General features: G+C 73.6%; 15 protein-coding genes. 11 read left to right on the top strand and 4 right to left on the bottom strand.

All coding sequences use genetic code 11. The features are described 5' to 3' along the window. Positions 1-117 precede the first annotated feature (117 nt). The 3 genes from guaA to EDD34_RS17175 all read left to right on the top strand — a co-directional run bounded on the left by guaA (position 118) and on the right by EDD34_RS17175 (position 3,897). Positions 118-1,722 (top strand): glutamine-hydrolyzing GMP synthase, encoded by a 1,605-nt coding sequence (gene guaA, locus EDD34_RS17190; RefSeq protein ID WP_123815657.1) that lies wholly within the window; start codon positions 118-120, stop codon positions 1,720-1,722. A gap of 16 nt (positions 1,723-1,738) precedes the next feature. Next, entirely contained in the window at positions 1,739-3,076 is a 1,338-nt protein-coding gene (locus EDD34_RS21280) for a glycosyltransferase family 4 protein (protein ID WP_246012535.1), read from the top strand. Positions 3,077-3,273: 197 nt separating this feature from the next. Next, a complete protein-coding gene (locus EDD34_RS17175; protein WP_123815656.1) occupies positions 3,274-3,897 on the top strand; it encodes a prepilin peptidase in 624 nt (207 codons plus the stop codon). Between the two features lie 98 nt (positions 3,898-3,995). On the opposite strand, the gene EDD34_RS21275 is transcribed toward EDD34_RS17175, so the two are convergent. Both EDD34_RS21275 and EDD34_RS21440 read right to left on the bottom strand, forming a co-directional pair. Then, positions 3,996-4,646, bottom strand: coding sequence for a hypothetical protein (locus tag EDD34_RS21275; RefSeq protein WP_123815655.1), 651 nt, complete (start codon positions 4,644-4,646; stop codon positions 3,996-3,998). Then, positions 4,643-6,319 carry a PspC domain-containing protein gene (locus EDD34_RS21440; RefSeq protein WP_123815654.1) on the bottom strand — a complete coding sequence of 559 codons (1,677 nt, stop codon included), beginning with the start codon at positions 6,317-6,319 and terminating at the stop codon, positions 4,643-4,645. The genes EDD34_RS21275 and EDD34_RS21440 overlap by 4 nt, the downstream gene beginning before the upstream one ends. Positions 6,320-6,454: 135 nt before the next feature. On the opposite strand from EDD34_RS21440, the gene EDD34_RS17160 reads away from it, so the two are divergent. From EDD34_RS17160 to EDD34_RS17145, 4 genes are all read left to right on the top strand, one after another. After that, entirely contained in the window at positions 6,455-7,870 is a 1,416-nt protein-coding gene (locus EDD34_RS17160; protein ID WP_123815653.1) for a PspC domain-containing protein, read from the top strand. Continuing rightward, complete coding sequence (locus EDD34_RS17155) at positions 7,867-8,559, top strand: LuxR C-terminal-related transcriptional regulator (protein WP_123815652.1); 693 nt, start codon at positions 7,867-7,869, stop codon at positions 8,557-8,559. Before EDD34_RS17160 ends, EDD34_RS17155 begins: the two co-directional genes overlap by 4 nt. Before the next feature lie 72 nt (positions 8,560-8,631). Next, entirely contained in the window at positions 8,632-9,126 is a 495-nt protein-coding gene (locus EDD34_RS17150; RefSeq protein ID WP_123815651.1) for a DUF456 domain-containing protein, read from the top strand. Positions 9,127-9,192: 66 nt separating this feature from the next. Then, on the top strand, positions 9,193-9,648 hold the full coding sequence (locus EDD34_RS17145) for a GNAT family N-acetyltransferase (protein WP_246012534.1): 456 nt from the start codon (positions 9,193-9,195) through the stop codon (positions 9,646-9,648). A 1-nt stretch (position 9,649) separates the two neighbouring features. Here EDD34_RS17145 and EDD34_RS17140 read toward each other — a convergent pair whose 3' ends face one another. Further along, positions 9,650-11,170, bottom strand: coding sequence for a sugar transferase (locus EDD34_RS17140; RefSeq protein ID WP_123815649.1), 1,521 nt, complete (start codon positions 11,168-11,170; stop codon positions 9,650-9,652). A 273-nt stretch (positions 11,171-11,443) separates the two neighbouring features. On the opposite strand from EDD34_RS17140, the gene EDD34_RS17135 reads away from it, so the two are divergent. Next, positions 11,444-12,619, top strand: coding sequence for a glycosyltransferase family 4 protein (locus EDD34_RS17135; protein WP_123815648.1), 1,176 nt, complete (start codon positions 11,444-11,446; stop codon positions 12,617-12,619). Positions 12,620-12,726: 107 nt separating this feature from the next. On the opposite strand, the gene EDD34_RS17130 is transcribed toward EDD34_RS17135, so the two are convergent. Then, a complete protein-coding gene (locus EDD34_RS17130; RefSeq protein WP_123815647.1) occupies positions 12,727-13,077 on the bottom strand; it encodes a hypothetical protein in 351 nt (116 codons plus the stop codon). Positions 13,078-13,366: 289 nt separating this feature from the next. On the opposite strand from EDD34_RS17130, the gene EDD34_RS17125 reads away from it, so the two are divergent. The 3 genes from EDD34_RS17125 to cobA are packed head-to-tail and all read left to right on the top strand — an operon-like array spanning position 13,367 to position 17,452. Next, on the top strand, positions 13,367-15,091 hold the full coding sequence (locus EDD34_RS17125; protein WP_123815646.1) for a nitrite/sulfite reductase: 1,725 nt from the start codon (positions 13,367-13,369) through the stop codon (positions 15,089-15,091). Beyond that, positions 15,088-16,050 (top strand): phosphoadenylyl-sulfate reductase, encoded by a 963-nt coding sequence (locus EDD34_RS17120; protein ID WP_123815645.1) that lies wholly within the window; start codon positions 15,088-15,090, stop codon positions 16,048-16,050. Before EDD34_RS17125 ends, EDD34_RS17120 begins: the two co-directional genes overlap by 4 nt. Then, entirely contained in the window at positions 16,043-17,452 is a 1,410-nt protein-coding gene (gene cobA, locus EDD34_RS17115) for a uroporphyrinogen-III C-methyltransferase (RefSeq protein ID WP_123815644.1), read from the top strand. Before EDD34_RS17120 ends, cobA begins: the two co-directional genes overlap by 8 nt. Positions 17,453-17,617 lie beyond the last annotated feature (165 nt).

Here is a 17,617-nt window from a genome sequence, read left to right as displayed (position 1 = left end):
CCCGCGGGACGCCACCGCGGCCGCCGTCGGGCACCCGGGAGGCCGGATGAGAGGACCCGGCGCCGGGTCACACCCGTAGCGGCCCCGCCGGCCCGCGCTACCTCTTAGAATCTACGGGTGACGACGCCCGCCGCCGAGAACCAGCCCCTCGCCGAACCGCGCCAGCACCGCCCGGTGCTGGTGGTCGACTTCGGCGCCCAGTACGCCCAGCTCATCGCCCGCCGCGTGCGCGAGGCGAAGGTGTACTCGGAGATCGTGCCGCACACGGCCACCGTCGACGAGATGCTCGCCAAGGACCCCGCGGCGATCATCCTGTCGGGCGGGCCCTCGTCGGTCTACGCTCCCGGCGCCCCCGTCGTCGACCCCAAGCTGTTCGACGCCGGCGTGCCCGTCATGGGCATCTGCTACGGCTTCCAGGCCATGGCGCAGGCGCTCGGCGGGGAGGTCGCCGAGACCGGGCTGAGCGAGTTCGGTGGGACCGACGTCGACGTGTGCGCCACGGGCGTCCTGCTCGCCGGAACCCCCGAGCACCAGGTCGCGTGGATGAGCCATGGCGACGCCGTGCGGGCGGCGCCCCCGGGCTTCGAGGTGCTCGCCACCAGCGCCGGCGCTCCCGTCGCCGCGTTCGAGGACCGCGAGCGGCGCCTCTTCGGCGTGCAGTGGCACCCCGAGGTCAAGCACTCCGAGCACGGCCAGGCCGTCCTTGAGCACTTCCTGTACGGCGGCGCGGGGCTGGCCCCGGACTGGACCGCGGACAACGTCGTGGCCGAGCAGGTCGAGGCCATCCGGGCCCAGATCGGCGACGCGCGCGTGATCTGTGCGCTGTCCGGCGGGGTCGACTCCGCGGTCGCCGCGGCGCTCGTGCAGAAGGCCGTGGGGGACCAGCTCACCTGCGTGCACGTCGACCACGGACTCATGCGTGCCGGCGAGGTGGAGCAGATCGAGCGCGACTTCGTCGCAGCGACCGGCGTGAACCTCGTCATCCGGCACGAGAAGGAGCGGTTCCTGGCGGCGCTCGCCGGCGTGACCGACCCGGAGCAGAAGCGCAAGATCATCGGGCGCGAGTTCATCCGCGTCTTCGAGGACGCGCAACGGGACATCGTCGCCGAGGCCGGCGCGCACGGCGAGGAAGTGAAGTTCCTGGTCCAGGGCACGCTGTACCCGGACGTGGTGGAGTCCGGCGGTGGTGAGGGCGCGGCCAACATCAAGTCGCACCACAACGTGGGCGGGCTGCCGGACGACCTGACCTTCTCCCTGGTCGAGCCGCTGCGGACGCTGTTCAAGGACGAGGTGCGGGCCGTGGGGAGCGAGCTCGGCGTGCCGGAGGAGATCGTGTCGCGGCAGCCGTTCCCGGGCCCAGGGCTGGGCATCCGGATCGTGGGCGAGGTGACCGAGCACAACCTGGAGATCCTGCGCCGCGCCGACGCGATCGCCCGCGAGGAGCTGACCCGGGCCGGGCTGGACGGCGAGATCTGGCAGTGCCCCGTGGTGCTGCTCGCGGACGTGCGCTCCGTGGGGGTCCAGGGCGACGGTCGTACGTACGGCCACCCGATCGTGCTGCGACCGGTGAGCTCCGAGGACGCGATGACGGCCGACTGGACCCGCCTCCCGTACGACGTCCTGTCGGTCATCTCGACCCGGATCACCAACGAGGTCCGCGAGATCAACCGCGTCACCCTCGACGTGACGAGCAAGCCGCCGGGCACCATCGAGTGGGAGTGAGCGAAGGGCGGGCGCCGTGCGGATCGTGCATGTCTCCGACACCTTCGCTCCGCTCCTGGGCGGCATCGAGGTCCAGGTTGCGCGGCTCGTCGCGCGGCAGCACATGGCCGGGCACCGCGTCGAGGTGATCACCACCACGCCCGTCGCCCCGGGCGATCACGGGGTGGCGAGCAACATCGAGCGTCTTGGGGGATCGGGCGGTGGGGCTGACACCCGCCCCGCCGTGACGGTGCACCGCATCGCCGCCCGCGTGCCCGGAGGGTGGCCGATTCATCCCCGCTCGACGACCCACGTGGTCCGGCGGTTGCGGGAGCTGATGGCGAGCGGCGCGCGGCCCGACGTCGTCCACCTGCACCTGGGTGTGCTCGCGCCGACGGTCCAGGCCGCGTTGCGGTCCGTCACCCGGCTCGGGCTGCCCGCCGTGCTGACCGTGCACAGCGTGTGGGGTCCCACGTGGCGGATGTTCGCCGCCGCCGACGCGGTGGCCGGGTGGTCGCGCTGGCCGGTGCTGTGGTCCGCGGTGAGCGAGCTGACGGCGGCGCCGCTGCGGCGGATCGTCGGGGCCGACGGCGAGGTGGTGGTGCTGCCGAACGGGCTGGACCTTGCCGCATGGCGGTCCGGCCGCCCTCGGGAGACCACGGCCGGCGAGCTGCACGTGGTCTCGGCGGCGCGGTTCGCGCCACGGAAGCGCATGCTCCCGTTCCTCGAGGCGGTGGCCCGGGCGCACGGGATGTTCGCGGGCGGCGGCCCGGGGGCGGGCGAAACACGGCTGGGCGTGCCGGGGGTGGGCGGCCGGAGGGCGGGCGATCCGGGAGCGGGCGATCCGCCGGCGGACGGCGAGCGGGCGGGTGTGCCGCGGTCGGGCGAACCCCGGCGTGGCCGCCTCCGGGTGACGCTCGCCGGTGACGGAGCCGAACTCGGGCGCGCCCGGCGGTTCGTCGCCGAGCACGGGTTGTCGGACGTCGTCTCGCTTCCCGGTGCGCTCGGCGCCGACGGCCTGCGCGAGCTCTACGCCGGCGCCGACGTGTTCGTCGCACCCGCGGTGGACGAGGCGTTCGGCATCGCGGCGCTGGAGGCGCAGGCAGCCGGGCTGCCGGTGCTGACGCGGGCCGGGTCGGGCGTGGCGGAGCGGGTGGCCGACGGCGTCGACGGCCTGGTGGTGCCCGACGACGCCGCCCTGGCGCGCGCTCTTGTGCGCCTCGCGACGGACGGCGATCTGCTGCGCGGAATCCGGAACGGTTCCCACGACGGCACCCGCTTGGCGGCCTACGACTGGCCCGGGGTGCTCGCGGAGACGGAGAAGGCGTACGCCCGGGCGGCCCGACTGACCGGCGGCGGCCAGGACGTCGCATAGTCCCTGGCCCTGCCCGTCACCGAACCGCCCGCTGGTGCCGCCAATACCCACCGTCGAGCGGCACCTGGCCCCGTGTTTTCGCCGTCGAACCGCAGGTTGAATCGTGGTAAAGCGTTGTTCGAACGATTCAGCCTGCGGTTCGGCATCGTTGGGTGTGATGGGTGTGCGGTTCGGCTGGGGGTGTCTACGCTCGTTCCGTGACTGAGTCCGAAACTCGCCCGGCGCTCCCGGCCGGCTCGCTGTCCACCCGGATCGCCGGGGAGGTGCGGCCGTTCGCACGCGCCGTGGCCGTGGTCGCCGTGCTGGCGGTCGCGTGGTCCGTGTGGGCCGGAGGGGCGTCGTGGGTGACGCCGGCCGTCGTCGTCCTCGGGGTGTCGGGCGCCGCGCTCGGGGTGATCGACGCGCGGACGCACCGCCTGCCCAACGTGATCGTGTACCCGACGACGGCGGTCGTGGGGGTGCTCCTGGTCCTGGCCGCGGTGGCCGGCAGCCTCACCGGCGGGCCGTCCTGGGAGGCGCTGGGGCGGGCCGCGCTCGGTTTCGCCGCGCACGCGGGCTTCTATCTGCTGATGTGGCTGATCTTCCAGGGCGGGATCGGGCTGGGGGACGTCAAGCTGGCCGGCGTCCTCGGCGCGGTCACCGCCTGGTGGGGCTGGGACACGTTCCTGGTGGGAGCCATGGCGCCGTACGCGCTGGGTGGTGCCGTCGCCGTGGCGCTCCTGCTGTTCCGCCTGGCCGGCCGCAAGTCGTACATCCCGTTCGGCCCGTTCATGCTCCTGGGCGTGGTGGTGGCACTCACGTGGCACCACCTGACCTCCTGACCGCGCCCCGCGGCCGACGAACTCGCCGGCGACCACGCCATCTCGTGGGGTGGGAGCGTAGCCACCCCACAAAGATGACGTGGTCGCGAGGCAGCGGACTACGGTTCGCCGCGGCGGCGGAAGCTCGAGACGATCGAGCCGGCCACCAGCGCGACGCCGGCGCCGCCGAGCAGCAGGATCGCCGCGAGGCTGACGTCGATGCGGGCACCCGCCGCGGCGGCGAGGATGCCCAGTCCGATCGCGAGGACCACCAGTCCCCAGACGACCGTCCCGACGCGCGGGCCCTGGGGTGGCGCGGGCCGAGCCGCGCCGCTCGCGTGCGGCACGGTCTGTACCGCGGTCGGTGCCGGGGCGCCCTGCCCGGAGGAGTCCGCGTGCGGTTCACCGCGCGCGATGTCGATCCGCTCGGTCGCCGGCACGGACCGGGTCGAGGGCCGGGCCGGGCCGGGCAGTTCGGCCGGCTCGGCGGGTTCGCCGGCCAGCCCGGAGGCGGTCGTCGGGAACTCCTCGGCCCCCCTGCGGTCCTGGGCCGGATCCTGCTCGATCACCTCGGTGGTGTCCTCCGGGACGGCGTCGGCCAGGTCTCCCCGGACACCGGCTGCCGGGGCCTCCGGGGCACCGCCGGCCAGGTCTCCTCGGACGTCGCCGGTCGGCTCCTCCGGGACACCGGCTGTCGGCTCCTCCCGGACGTCGTCGGGCGCGGCCTGCTGCTCTCGGGCCTCATCGGGCTCGTACCTGTTCTCGTTCACTGTTCCTCCTCGATGATGAGCTCGCCCGCGGCGATCTCGACGAGCACGCGGAGCTCGGCCCCGTCGTCGCCGACCTCGTCGCTGGCGATCGCGACCCGCTGGTTGTTGACGCCGCTGTAGGTCCGGTCGTCGCCGTCCACGTACCACTGCAGCTCCCCGGCCGAGATCAGGCCCTCGACCTCGACCGCGGCGTCCTCGGGCACGAAGAGGGTCGCGGCGCCCGCGCCGATCGCGATCGGCACCTCGACCGGATCGCCCGGGTCCACCTCGGACAGGTCGAGATCCGTCAGGTCGATGGTCGGTTCGCCCCAGCTGACCGAGTAGCCGTGCTCGGCCTCGGCGATCTGGCTCGGGGCGAAGGTGCCCTCGCTGATCGGGGCGCCGGGCTCGTAGCCGTCCACGCGGCCGTCGAAGTCGAGGACCTCGCCGAAGATCTCGCGGCCGTCGTCGATCCGCGCGGAGACGTCGGCCTGCAACCAGCCCAGGGTCGGCACGCCCAGGATCAGGCCGACGATCGCCAGTGCTCCCAGCCCGCCGCTCGAGCGGCCCCGGAGCCCGGCGACGACGATCGCCACGCCGACGATCACCAGCGAGATGCCGACCCAGGCGCCCCAGATCCCCATGTCCCCGTCCGTGGACAGGCGCGGGACCACGCGGCCGAGGACGAGATCGTCGAGCAGGAGCAGCGCACCGGTCAGCAGGATCAGCCCGAAGACGATCCCGATCCCGCCGCCCTTGCGCCGCGGCGGACGCGGGGGGACCGGCTGGGCGTACGGGGCGCCCACGTACGGCGCGGGAGGCGCCCCGTACGGCGGGGTGGGCGCCCCGGCGTAGGGAGACGACGGCGCGGGAGGCGTGCCGCCCGACGGCGCGGCCCCGGCGGGTCGGTCGTCCAGGCCCACTGCCCCGTTGGCCACGGGAGGCGTCGGGCGGCCCGGCTGCGCGGGACCGCCCGACGGCGCCGGGCCGGCCCCACCCGGCACCGGGGGCACCGGAGCCGTCGTCGTCCCCGGACCGGGCCCGGCGGCCGCCGTCGTCCCCGGGTAGGGCCGGCCCGCGTACGGCTGCCCCGCGGCGTACTGCTGCGTGCCCGGGTACGGCTGGGCGTGCGGCTCGCCCTCCGTGGACGGCCGCCGCCGGACCGCCTGCACCAGCAGGTAGACGATCCCGGCGACGACCGTGAGCCAGAACAGCCCCGCGATCCACCCCCCGTTCACGTCCCACCAGTCCCACGGGCCGCCCCACGCGAACCCGAAGAGGAACAGCACGGCCGCGCCGAGGAGCGCGACGTCGAAGTTGCCGCGGACGGCCTCTTCGAGGTGGATGCGGCCGTCGGACTGCTCCGGCAGCAGCGCCCAGCCGAGGCCGTACGCGATGAGGCCGATCCCGCCCAGGAAGAAGGTGATGACAAAGATCCCCCGCACCAGGAGGGGGTCCCAGCCCAGGCGGGCGGCCACACCGGACGCGACGCCGCCCGCCCAGCGCTGGTCGGCGCGGTAGAGGCCGGTGCGGCGGATCGAGTCGAAGAAGCCGGAGCCGGCCGGACGGGGCGGGGCCACCGCCGGCTGCTGCGGCGGGGGTGGTGGCTGCTCCTCGAACGAGGTCTGCTGCGCGCTCGGCTCGGGCTCGCCCGGTGGCGTCGGGCCCTCGCCTGCGGTCGGGTCTGTGGTCATGACTCCATGCTCGTCGACGGCCCGCGCGAACTGGATCGGGTGCTGCCCTGAACCGACCCTGGTTCGGCGTCCCCAGGACCCTGAGATACGTGCCCACGGGTCCTCAGGGGCCGCGCGACGTGCCACGATCGTGGTGTGACGAACCAAGCAGCGCCGACGGACCACACCCCGCCCGCCGGTCCGGCCGGAGGGCAGGCGCCGTCGGCCGCGGCCCGCCTCACCCTGCGGCGTCCCCGCGAGGGCCGCTGGATCGCGGGAGTGGCCGTGGGCCTCGCCGCCCACCTGGGCCTGCCCGCCTGGCTGGTCCGGGTGCTCTTCGTGCTGGCCACGCTGTTGAACGGGGCAGGTGTCATCGCGTACGTGTTCTGGTGGGTGACGGTGGCCCCCGGCCGCCCGGAGCCGGTGGCCGACGTCGACCCGGCACGTCGTCGGCTCGCGCCGCGCCTGGCCGGCGTGGACGGCACGGCGGACCGCTCCCTGACCGACCGGCTGCGCCTCTCCGGCCCGGTCACCCGTCTGGACACCCGCGACATCACCATCGGCGTGGTGCTGCTCAGCGGGGCCGCCCTGCTCCTCGCCGTCCAGGCCGGCTGGGACGTCTGGGCGTCGTGGCTGCTGCCCGCGCTGATCGTGCTGGGTGGCATCGCCCTCGCCTGGAGCCAGCTCGACGGCACGTCGCGCGGCCGCTGGCTGGGCGGCAGCCCGCGGACGCGAGCCGGGGTGCTGCGCCTGGTCGGCGGGATCCTGCTGACCATGGTCGGCGTGCTCATGCTGGTGGGGCAGGAAGCCTCGATCAACACCATGGTGCAGGCCACCGTCGCCTCCGTGGCCGTGGTGGCGGGCGTGATCCTGGTGCTCGCGCCGTGGTGGCTGAAACTGGTGCGCGAGCTCGGCGACGAACGTGCCGCCCGCGCCCGCGAGGCCGAGCGCGCCGACATCGCCGCCCACCTGCACGACTCCGTGCTCCAGACCCTCGCCCTCATCCGGGCCCGCGCCCACGACTCCGAGTCCGTGTCCCGCATGGCCCGCGCCCAGGAGCGCGAACTGCGGGAGTGGCTGTACGACGACCGCCCCTCGCCCGGCGAGTCGGTCGCCGCGGAACTGCGGGACCTCGTGGGCCAGGTCGAGGACGCGTTCGCCCCCTTGACCGTCGACACCGTGGCCGTGGGCGACTGCGTGCCCGGCCCGAGCACGGCGGCCCTGCTCCAGGCCACGCGCGAGGCACTCGTCAACGCCGCCACCCACGGCCGCCCGCCGGTCTCCGTCTACCTCGAGGTGGGAGAGGACTCCGTGGAGACGTTCGTCCGCGACCGCGGCGACGGCTTCGAGATCGACGAGATCGCACCGGACCGGTTCGGGGTCCGGGAATCCATCCTCGGGCGTGTCCGACGGCGCGACGGCGTCGCCGAGGTGCAGAGTCGCCCCGGGTGGGGCACCGAGGTACGGATGCGGGTGCCCCGCGGGGAAGCCCAGCCGGACCGGCCCAGGGCCAACGGCACCCGGACCGCCGCCACCAGGACCACCAGGACCAAGACCGAGGAGAACGCATGACCGCCGATGACCGGACCCCCTCGCGCGTCCCGGTGGTGCTCGTCGACGACCACCACCTGTTCCGCACCGGCGTGCGGGCCTCCCTCGACGAACGGGTCGCCGTCGTGGGAGAGGCGGACGACGTCGACTCCGCCGTCGCGATCGTGCACGAGAAGCGGCCACCCGTCGTGCTGCTCGACGTGCACCTGCCCGGCGGGAACGGCGGCGGGGGAGCCGAGGTGGTGCAGCGCTGCGCCGACGTGGCCCGCCCGAACGGCACCGGCGTGCCCGTCCGGTTCCTCGCCCTGTCCGTGTCCGACGCCGCCGAGGACGTCGTCGCCGTCATCCGGGCCGGCGCTCGCGGCTACGTGACGAAGAACATCTCCGGCCCGGAGCTGTCGGCCGCGGTGGTGCAGGTGGCGGGCGGCGACGCGGTGTTCTCGCCGCGGCTCGCCGGGTTCGTGCTGGACGCGTTCGGGACGGGCGCCGCCGACATCGCCGTCGCCGACGACGAGCTGGACCGCCTCTCCAAGCGCGAGCAGGAGGTCATGCGGCTGATCGCCCGCGGCTACTCGTACCGGGAGGTGGCGAGCGAGCTGTTCATCTCGATCAAGACGGTCGAGACCCACGTGTCGGCGGTGCTGCGGAAGCTGCAGCTCTCGTCGCGGTACGAGCTGACCCGCTGGGCGGCGGCCCGCAGGCTGCTGTAGCCTCGCGGCCGGCTCCGGAAAGCACTGTACGCTCAGGCCGTCACATTTCCGACGGACAGGAAGTACTGAAGCGTGGACGTCAACTTCGACGGGACGGCCGAGATTCTTGTCGGGCTCGCCATCCTGGTGGGACTCGTCGGGATCGTGGTGCCGGTGCTGCCCGGGAGCATCCTCGTCGGTGCCGCGATCCTGGTGTGGGCGTTCCTCACGGGCGGCCCGGTGGCCTGGACGGTGTTCGCGATCGCGGCGGTCTTCCTCGTGGTCGCCGAGGTACTGCAGTACGTCGTGGCGGGCGGGCACATGAAGCGGTCCGAGGTGCCGACGTCGACCATCGTGATCGGCGGCATCGCCGGCGTGATCGGGTTCTTCGTCGTGCCGGTGGTGGGTCTGTTCCTGTTCTTCGCCGCCGCGGTGTTCGTGGTCGAGCTGGTCCGCCGCCGTGACCGGGTGACCGCCTGGCGTGCGACGGTCGCCGCCCTCCAGGCCAGCGCCATGACGATCGGCATCCAGCTCCTGGGCGCCCTCGCCGCGGCCACGACGTGGATCGTCGGCCTCTTCCTGGTCTGAGCGGCGCGAGGGCCCGGCGACGGCCGGCCGGCGCGGTCGATGGCCGGGCGACGGGATAATCGGCGCGTGGAGATCATCGTCGCGCCGTTCGACAAGCTGGAGCCCGCCGTCGCCTACGACCTCTGGCGGCTGCGCCAGGACGTGTTCGTGGTCGAGCAGGACTGCCCGTACCCGGACCTCGACGGCCGGGACCTGGAGCCGACGACGGCGCACGTGGTGCTTCTGGGACCGGACGGCGACACCGGCCGCCGCGTCCTCGGCACCGCACGGGTGCTGGACGACGGCGAGCTCTGGCGGATCGGCCGCGTCTGCCTGGACCGCACGGCACGCGGCAAGCGCCTCGCCGACGACGTGATGCGCGCCGCGCTGGCACATGTCGACGCGGCGGGTGACGGCCGGGACGCCGTGCTCGACGCGCAGTCACCGCTCGCCGGCTGGTACGCCACGTTCGGGTTCGCGGCCGACGGCGAGGAGTTCCTCGAGGACGGTATCCCGCACACCCCGATGCGGTTGCGGCGGTAGGTCAGTAGGCACCCTTCGCGGTGATCACGGCTCGGGCCGTGTCCGCGAGGATGAGCAGGTCGAGGTGGAGCGTCCAGTTCTCGGCGTAGTAGACGTCACACCGCACCGTCTCCTCCCAGGACAGGTCCGAGCGGCCACGAACCTGCCACAGGCCCGTCATGCCGGGCTTCACCAGCAGGCGGCGGCGCATACGCTCCTCGTACTCGGCGGCCTCGTGCGGGAGCGGTGGGCGCGGCCCGACCAGGCTCATGTGGCCGGCGAGGACGTTGAAGAGCTGCGGGAGCTCGTCGAGGGAGTAGCGGCGCAGCACGCGGCCGATCGACGTGACGCGCGGATCCTCGCGCATCTTGAACAGCACGCCCGCGCCGTCGTCGGCCGACAGCACGGGGACGACGCGGTCGGCGTGCTGGTGCATCGTCCGGAGCTTGACCATGGAGAAGATCCGGCCGTCGCGCCCCACGCGCTCGGAGACGTAGAACGGCGACCCACGGCTCGTGAGGACCACGGCCAGGGCGAGAACGGCGATCACCGGCGCCGTGAGCACGGTCAGCACGAGTGCCAGCACCCCGTCCATCACCTGTTTGACGACGTACTTGGGCCCGGTGAACCGGGGCGGGGCGACGTGCAGCAGCGACATCCCCGGCACGCGGGAGACGCTGACCCGCGGGGGTGCGATGTCCGTGAGCTCGGTGGTGAGCATCAGCTCGATACCCCGCTCCTCGAGGGCCCAGCCGAGGCGGCGGACGACGTCGGAGGTGATCTCCTGCGAGCCGCTCACGACCACCGCCCCCGCGCCGGCGCGCTCGGCGGCCTCGCCGGCCTCGTCCGGGGTACCGAGTACCGGGATGCCGTCGATCAGGTCGCCAGGCCCGGCCTCCTCGGCGGGTACGCACGCCCCGACCACGCGGAGGCCGTGGTGCGGCGCGGCGGTGACCCGCTCGACGACCCGGGAAACCTGCGCCCGGTGCCCGACGGCCACCAGGTCGGTGACGCAGGCAGCCCGCTGCTCGCGCAGGCGGAGGATCCGGCGGCGCCAGGCGAACCGCACCCCGAGAAGGCTGGCGGTGCCGAGGAGGAACGCCACGAGGACCACTTCACGCACGCCGGTGAACGAGGTGAGCCAGGCGGCGATCGCCACGAGAGCGAACGTCTTCCAGGTGGCGCCCAGCACCCGCCGGTACTCGGCCATCCCACCGCCGAAGAGGTGCCAGTCGTAGGACTTGTGCCACTCCAGGGCGATCAACCACCCGGCCACCACCGCCAGGAGCACCGGTACGACCGCCGGGCCGGCCTCGCCGCCCGAACGCGCCAGCGGCGTCGCGGAAGCGGCCGCTCCCGCCGCCGTCAAGGCGAGTGCGTCGGTCAGCCGGATCAGGACACGATGCCGTGACCACCACCGGGCGGGCAGGGTTCGGAGGTCGTCCGCGGACGCCGGGAGCGTTCCGGGTGTGGACTCGTGCCGGGACGTCGTGCTGTCGGCGGATACGGCTGGGGCCCCGGCCATCACGGCCTCTGTCGTCACGCGCGATTTCCCCTCAGATTCATCGGTGAGCGGTGCCGGTCACGGTTCGCCGGGCGAGGTGAGGTGCCCCGGCGAACGCGGGGACCTGATCACGGTAAATCGGAAAGTGCATTCTTGCCCGCCGTTCATCACAACTTCACCCGTGATTTCATCCGATGTCCCGCGTTTCATGATGGGCGTGTCGGTGACGCGGTCTGCCGCGCCGCCGTCGGCCCGGCAGTCGCCCGCCGGCCCGGCGGGCGTGCGGCGGCGGCGGGATGGCACAGTTCAGACATGACGACGGTCCTTCTTGCCCACGCCTCCGCCGAGTTGTACGGGTCCGACCTCCAGCTGGTCGAGACCGTGACCGCCCTCAGGGAGGCCGGAGCAGCGGTCGTCGTCGCGCTTCCGCACGAAGGGCCGCTCGGCGAGGAGTTGCGGAACGCGGGCGCCGGCGTCGAGATCGTCGACATGCCGGTGCTGCGCAAGGCCCACCTGAACCCTCGCGGGATCGTCGGGCTGTCCCTGCACACCCTGCGTGCGGCCCGGGGCATGGTAGGCATCCTCCGGCGTCACCGGCCACACACGGTGGTGGTGAACACCGTGACCATCCCCGCGTGGCTCGGAGTCTCCCGGCTGACCGGGGTGGCGCCCGTGTGTCATGTCCACGAGGCGGAGGCCGACGCCGCCCTCCCCGTGCGCCTCGGCCTCAACGCACCCCTCCTGCTCGCCCGGGACGTGGTGGTGAACTCGGCGACGGCCCGCGACGTCGTCGTCGGCGCGGTACCGGCGCTCCGGCGGCGGACGCGGATCATCTACAACGGCGTCCCGGGGCCCGCGGCGGCACCGGGCGCACCTGCGGACGGACATGCGGGTGCGGCCGGCCGTCCGGCGGGCGATCCGGACGACGCGGCGCCCGCCGGATCGCGGGTCGTCCTCGTCGGACGGCTTTCCCCGCGCAAGGGGACCGATGTCGCGCTGGAGGCCGTCGGCCGGCTGCGCCAGGACGGCCGCGAGGTGCGCCTGACCCTGTGCGGCTCGGCGTTCGCCGGCTACGAGTGGTTCGAGGACGAGCTGCGGTCGCGGGCCGCAATGCCCGACCTCGACGGCGCCGTCGACTTCATCGGTTACGCGGACCCGTGGGAGTGGTTCGCCCGCGCCGACGTCGTCGTGGTGCCGTCACGCGTCGAGCCCTTCGGGAACGTCGCGGTCCAGGCGCTGCGCGCCGAGCGCCCCCTCGCGGTGAGCCGCACGCAGGGCCTGGCCGAGATCGTGCGCGACGGCGAGACCGGGCTGAGCGTCCCGCCCGGCGACCCCGCCGCCCTGGCAGGCGCGATCGCCGACCTGCTGGACCACCCGGAGCGGGCGGCCGCGCTCGCCGCGGCGGGCCGCAAGGACGCCGAGGAACGGTTCGGCGTGGAGCGCTACCGCACGGACATGGCCCGCGTGATCCTCGCCGGGCGCGCGTAGTCGGGAACCGCCCGGTGCCGGGCCTCTCCTCCCCACGGGGATGTGGCAGGCCGACTACCCGAGGGCGTTGCCGACCGGTGCTCCCGGCCGGCAACGCCCTCAGCCCGTCAGTGCCAGAAGACCGCGACCAGGATGTTCACCAGCGTCAGGCCCAGCACCGCGCCCTTGAGGCCCGGGGACACCGACTCGCCCTTCCGCACCGCGATCTGGGCGGTGACCGCGACGGCGAGGGCGATGACCAGCTTGACGCCGATCTTGGCCATCAGCCCCTCGGTGTGCCCCAGGTCCGCCATCTCGTCGATGCCGACCATGATGACGCCGGCCACGAGGGCGCCCCAGGCTCCGTGCGAGACCGCTTTGTAGAGCGCCTTGTTGCGCAGTGACGCGATGGTGCCGCCGAACACCAGGGCCCAGCTCGCGAAGTGCGCGAACACGAAGACGTCGTAAAGAAACTCCATGCCCGGCAGCTTATCCCCGTCGTTCCGGGTCCGAGCGCGAGACATCGATGTCATCGATGGTTCGTATCGGTATCCACGATGTGAGAAGGGGATTACGAACGCCATCCCGGCTGGCTACTGTCGGTGACGTGATCCGGTCGATGCGCCCCGAGGCGATGCGTGGCACGCGAATGTGCCTGTGTCCACTGGCGTACGCCGGCGATCGACGCCCCTCTCGGGACGGCTGATCTTCCTGCCGTCGTACGCCGCCCCGACCGACCAGCGAACGACGGACGAGGAGCACCTTCACATGACTCAGGCACCCGAGCACGCCTCCGCGCGCCCGACAGCGACCGACACGGCGCGCCCCGCCCGCAAGGCCCGCCCCAACGGTCAGTGGAAGATCGACGGCACCACCCCGCTGAACCACAACGAGGAGTTCAAGCAGGAGTCGGCCCCGCTCCTGGTGCGCGAGCGCATCGAGCAGGTCTACGCCCGCGAGGGTTTCGACGCCATCACCGACGACGACCTGCACGGCCGCTTCCGCTGGTGGGGCCTGTACACGCAGCGCAAGCCGGGGATCGACGGCGGCCGGACCGCCACGCTGGAGCCGCACGAGCTCGAGGACCGCTACTTCATGCTCCGCGTCCGGGTCGACGGCGGCGCCCTCAGCACCGAGCAGCTGCGCACCATCGCGCAGATCAGCAAGGACTTCGGCCGCGACTCGGCCGACATCACCGACCGGCAGAACATCCAGCTCCACTGGATCGAGGTGGAGGACGTCCCCGAGATCTGGCGCCGCCTGGAGTCCGTGGGCCTGTCCACCACGGAGGCGTGCGGCGACTGCCCGCGTGTCATCCTCGGCAGCCCCGTGGCCGGCATCGCGACCGACGAGCTCATCGACCCGACGCCGGTGATCGAGCAGATCCAGGAGCGGTTCATCGGGGACCCGTCGCTCGCGAACCTGCCGCGCAAGTTCAAGTCGGCCATCACCGGTCACCCCAGCCAGGACGTGGTGCACGAGATCAACGACATCTCGTTCGTCGCCGTCGAGCACCCCGAGCTCGGGATCGGCTACGACCTGTGGGTGGGCGGCGGCCTCTCGACCGCCCCGCGGCTCGCCGAGCGCCTGGGCGTGTTCGTCACCGAGGAGCAGGCCCCGGACGTGTGGCACGGCGTGGTGCGGATCTTCCGCGACTACGGCTACCGCCGCCTGCGCAACAAGGCCCGCCTGAAGTTCCTGCTCAAGGACTGGGGCACGGAGAAGTTCCGCCAGGTGCTGCAGGACGAGTACCTCGGGTACGAGCTGCCGGACGGCATCGAACCCCCGCCGTCGTCGTCGGACAACGACCACGTCGGCGTGCACCCGCAGAAGGGCGGCAGGTTCTACATCGGCGTCGCGCCGACCGTGGGGCGCGTCTCGGGCGAGATCCTGGCCCGCGTCGCCGACCTGGCCGAGGCGCACGGCAGCGAGCGCGTCCGCCTCACCCCGCATCAGAAGCTCCTGGTGCTGGACGTGCCGGGCGAGGAGGTCAAGACGCTCTCCAAAGAACTTCGGGAGATCGGCCTGGACGCCCGGCCCAGCGAGTTCCGCCGCCGCACCATCGCCTGCACCGGGATCGAGTACTGCAAGCTCGCGATCGTCGAGACCAAGCAGAACGCGGCGATCGCCATCGACCAGCTCGAGGAGCGGCTCGGTGACACGTCGCGCCTCAAGCCGATCAGCCTGAACATCAACGGCTGCCCGAACTCGTGCGCACGCATCCAGACGGCCGACATCGGCCTCAAGGGCCAGCTCGTGATGGACGACGACGGCAACCAGGTGCCCGGCTACCAGGTGCACCTGGGCGGCGGGCTCGCCTCGAAGGAACGTGACGAGGCCGGCCTCGGCCGGACCGTGCGCGGCCTCAAGGTGACCGCGGACGGCATCGCGGACTACGTGGAGCGCGTGACGCGCCAGTTCGAGAAGGAGCGCCAGGACGACGAGACCTTCGCGCAGTGGGCCCATCGCGCGGACGAGGAGGCACTTCGATGAGCGATCCTCATTCCGGTTCGACGGCGGTCGCGGGTGCGGCCGCCGGCTCCGAGGAGCCTTCCTCCGCGGCGACGTCGGTCATCGATCCGGACGCGGACGGCGGGGCCACCAGTCTCGGTGGCAGCAGGTCGCGCCTGGAGCGGATCCGGGCCCGGGCTCAGGCACGGGAGCGCGCCCGTGCGGCCGCGCGTGAGGCACACGCGCACATCCGGGCCGGTGGCGTGCGCCGCCGCAGGACACCGGAGGAGCTGAAGAACGTCGTCGAGCGCGGGCAGGCCCTGCTGCACGGCACGTCGCTGCCGGGCGGCCCGGACACGCAGCGCGAGGCGTCGGCCGAGGCCGTGATCGCCTGGGCGGTGCGGGAGTTCGGGCCGTGGCTGGCCGTGGCGTCGTCGATGCAGGACACCGTGCTGGCGCACCTCGTCTCGAAGCAGCTCCCGTGGGTGGACGTGCTGTTCGGCGACACCGGCTACCACTTCGCCGAGACGATCGGGACGCGGGACGCGGCCGAGCTGTCGCTGGACGTGAACATCGTGGACGTGCGGCCCGGGCAGACCGTGGCGGAGCAGGACGCGACGCACGGCCCGCGGCTGTACGAGCGCGACCCGGAGAAGTGCTGCGCCCTGCGCAAGGTGGCGCCGATGCGCCAGGCGCTGCGCAGCTACGAGGCGTGGGCCACGGGCCTGCGCCGGGGGGAGACGTCGAGCCGCCGGAACGCGCCGCTGATCACCTGGGACGAGAAGAACCAGGTGGTGAAGGTCAACCCGCTCGCCGGCTGGACCGACGACCAGGTCGACGAGTACGCCGACGCCCACGGGCTGGTCGTGAACCCGCTGCTCGGGGACGGATACCCGTCGATCGGCTGCGCCCCCTGCACCCAGCGCGTCGAGGTGGGCGCGGACAAGCGCTCGGGCCGCTGGGCCGGCCGCGACAAGGTGGAGTGCGGTCTGCATGGCTGAGACTCCCGCACCGGGCGGGTCGCCGCACCCGCTCTACCCGCTGGGCCTGCGTGTGGCGGGCCGGCTCGTCGTCGTGGTCGGCGGCGGGCCGGTGGCCGCGCGCCGTGCGCGGGGCCTGGCCGACGCCGGGGCGCGGGTGCGGGTGATCGCGCCGGACCTCTGCGAGGACCTGACGGCGCTCGTCCAGGGCGACGCGCGGGAACCCGGCCGGTCCGAGGACGCCGGCGCCGCCCGCACGACGGGCGGGGCCGAGTGGGTGCGGCGGGAGTACCGCCCGGGCGACCTGGACGGGGCCTGGCTGGTCCACACCGCGACCGGGGACACCACGGTCGACCGGCAGGTGGCCGACGACGCCGAGGCACTGCGGGTCTTCTGCGTCACGGCCGGTGACGCGGAGGCCGGGAGCGCGTGGACGCCCGCGGTCGCGCGGGTGCGGCTCGACGGCCCGGACGAGATCACCGTCTCCGTGCACGCGGGCCGCGACCCGCGCCGCGCCCAGGCGATCCGTTCGGAGGTCCAGGCGCAGCTCGAGTCGGGCTCGCTCCCGATCCGCCGGGTGCGTCGGAGACGCGACGCCGACCCGGCGGCGGGGCGCGCGGCATCCACCGCTCCGGCCGTCGGGGACGAGGCGGCCGCCGCGCCGGACCCGCTCGGGTGGGTCGCGCTCGTCGGCGGAGGGCCCGGGGATCCCGGGCTGATCAGCGTGCGGGGGAGGTCGCTGCTCGCCCGGGCGGACGTCGTCGTGGCCGACCGGCTCGGGCCGCGGTCCCTGCTCGACGAGCTCGCGCCCGACGTGCAGGTGGTCGAGGTCGGCAAGACCGCCGGCAACCATCCGGTGCCGCAGGACGAGATCAACCGCATCCTGGTGCAGCACGCGTCCGCCGGGCGGAACGTGGTGCGGCTCAAGGGCGGCGACCCGTACGTGTTCGGGCGGGGCGGCGAGGAACTGGCCGCGTGTCGCGACGCCGGTATCGAGGTCGAGGTGGTGCCGGGCGTGACGAGCGCCGTCTCGGTCCCGGCGGCCGCCGGGATCCCGGTGACCCACCGCGGCGTCTCCCGGGGGTTCAGCGTCCTGACCGGTCACGACGCGCTGCTGAGCCCGAACGCTCCGGATGCTCGCGCGGCCACCGTCACCGGCGGCCCGGACCACACCCTGATCCTGCTCATGGGCGTCTCGCGCCTTGCCGAGACGGCCGCCGCGCTGACCACCGCCGAGCGCCCCGCCGGTACACCGGTGGCGATCGTCGAGGACGGCTACGGGCCGCGCCAGCGCGTCACGGTCGGCACGCTCGACGACATCGCGGAACGCGGCGCCGCGGCGAAGGTGCGGCCGCCCGCGGTCGTCGTCGTCGGCGACGTCGTGCGCCTCGCGCCCGCCTGGCGCGACCGACAGGCCGGCTGACCGGCCCCACAGACAGCTGAGCGCCGGCTCCCACCGCACCGAAGGCCCATCGGCGGCGGGACCGGCGCTCAGTGATCTCCGCTCACGACACCCGGGCGTGGTTCCGGGTGGCCAGTGGGTGGCCTCGCACGCACGATGGTCGGAGCACTCGGCCGTCGACGAAAG

Source organism: Myceligenerans xiligouense, from assembly GCF_003814695.1.
Lineage (GTDB): Bacteria > Actinomycetota > Actinomycetes > Actinomycetales > Cellulomonadaceae > Myceligenerans > Myceligenerans xiligouense.
This window is presented reverse-complemented; position numbering and strand designations above follow the sequence as displayed.

Bases quoted from the DNA above. Each gene is read 5' to 3' on its own strand.
- EDD34_RS17125 (WP_123815646.1), top strand. From the start codon at position 13,367: ATGACTCAGGCACCCGAGCACGCCTCCGCGCGCCCGACAGCGACCGAC.
- EDD34_RS17155 (WP_123815652.1), top strand. From the start codon at position 7,867: ATGACCGCCGATGACCGGACCCCCTCGCGCGTCCCGGTGGTGCTCGTC.
- cobA (WP_123815644.1), top strand. From the start codon at position 16,043: ATGGCTGAGACTCCCGCACCGGGCGGGTCGCCGCACCCGCTCTACCCG.
- EDD34_RS17135 (WP_123815648.1), top strand. From the start codon at position 11,444: ATGACGACGGTCCTTCTTGCCCACGCCTCCGCCGAGTTGTACGGGTCC.
- EDD34_RS21440 (WP_123815654.1), bottom strand. From the start codon at position 6,319: ATGACCACAGACCCGACCGCAGGCGAGGGCCCGACGCCACCGGGCGAG.
- EDD34_RS17120 (WP_123815645.1), top strand. From the start codon at position 15,088: ATGAGCGATCCTCATTCCGGTTCGACGGCGGTCGCGGGTGCGGCCGCC.
- EDD34_RS17130 (WP_123815647.1), bottom strand. From the start codon at position 13,077: ATGGAGTTTCTTTACGACGTCTTCGTGTTCGCGCACTTCGCGAGCTGG.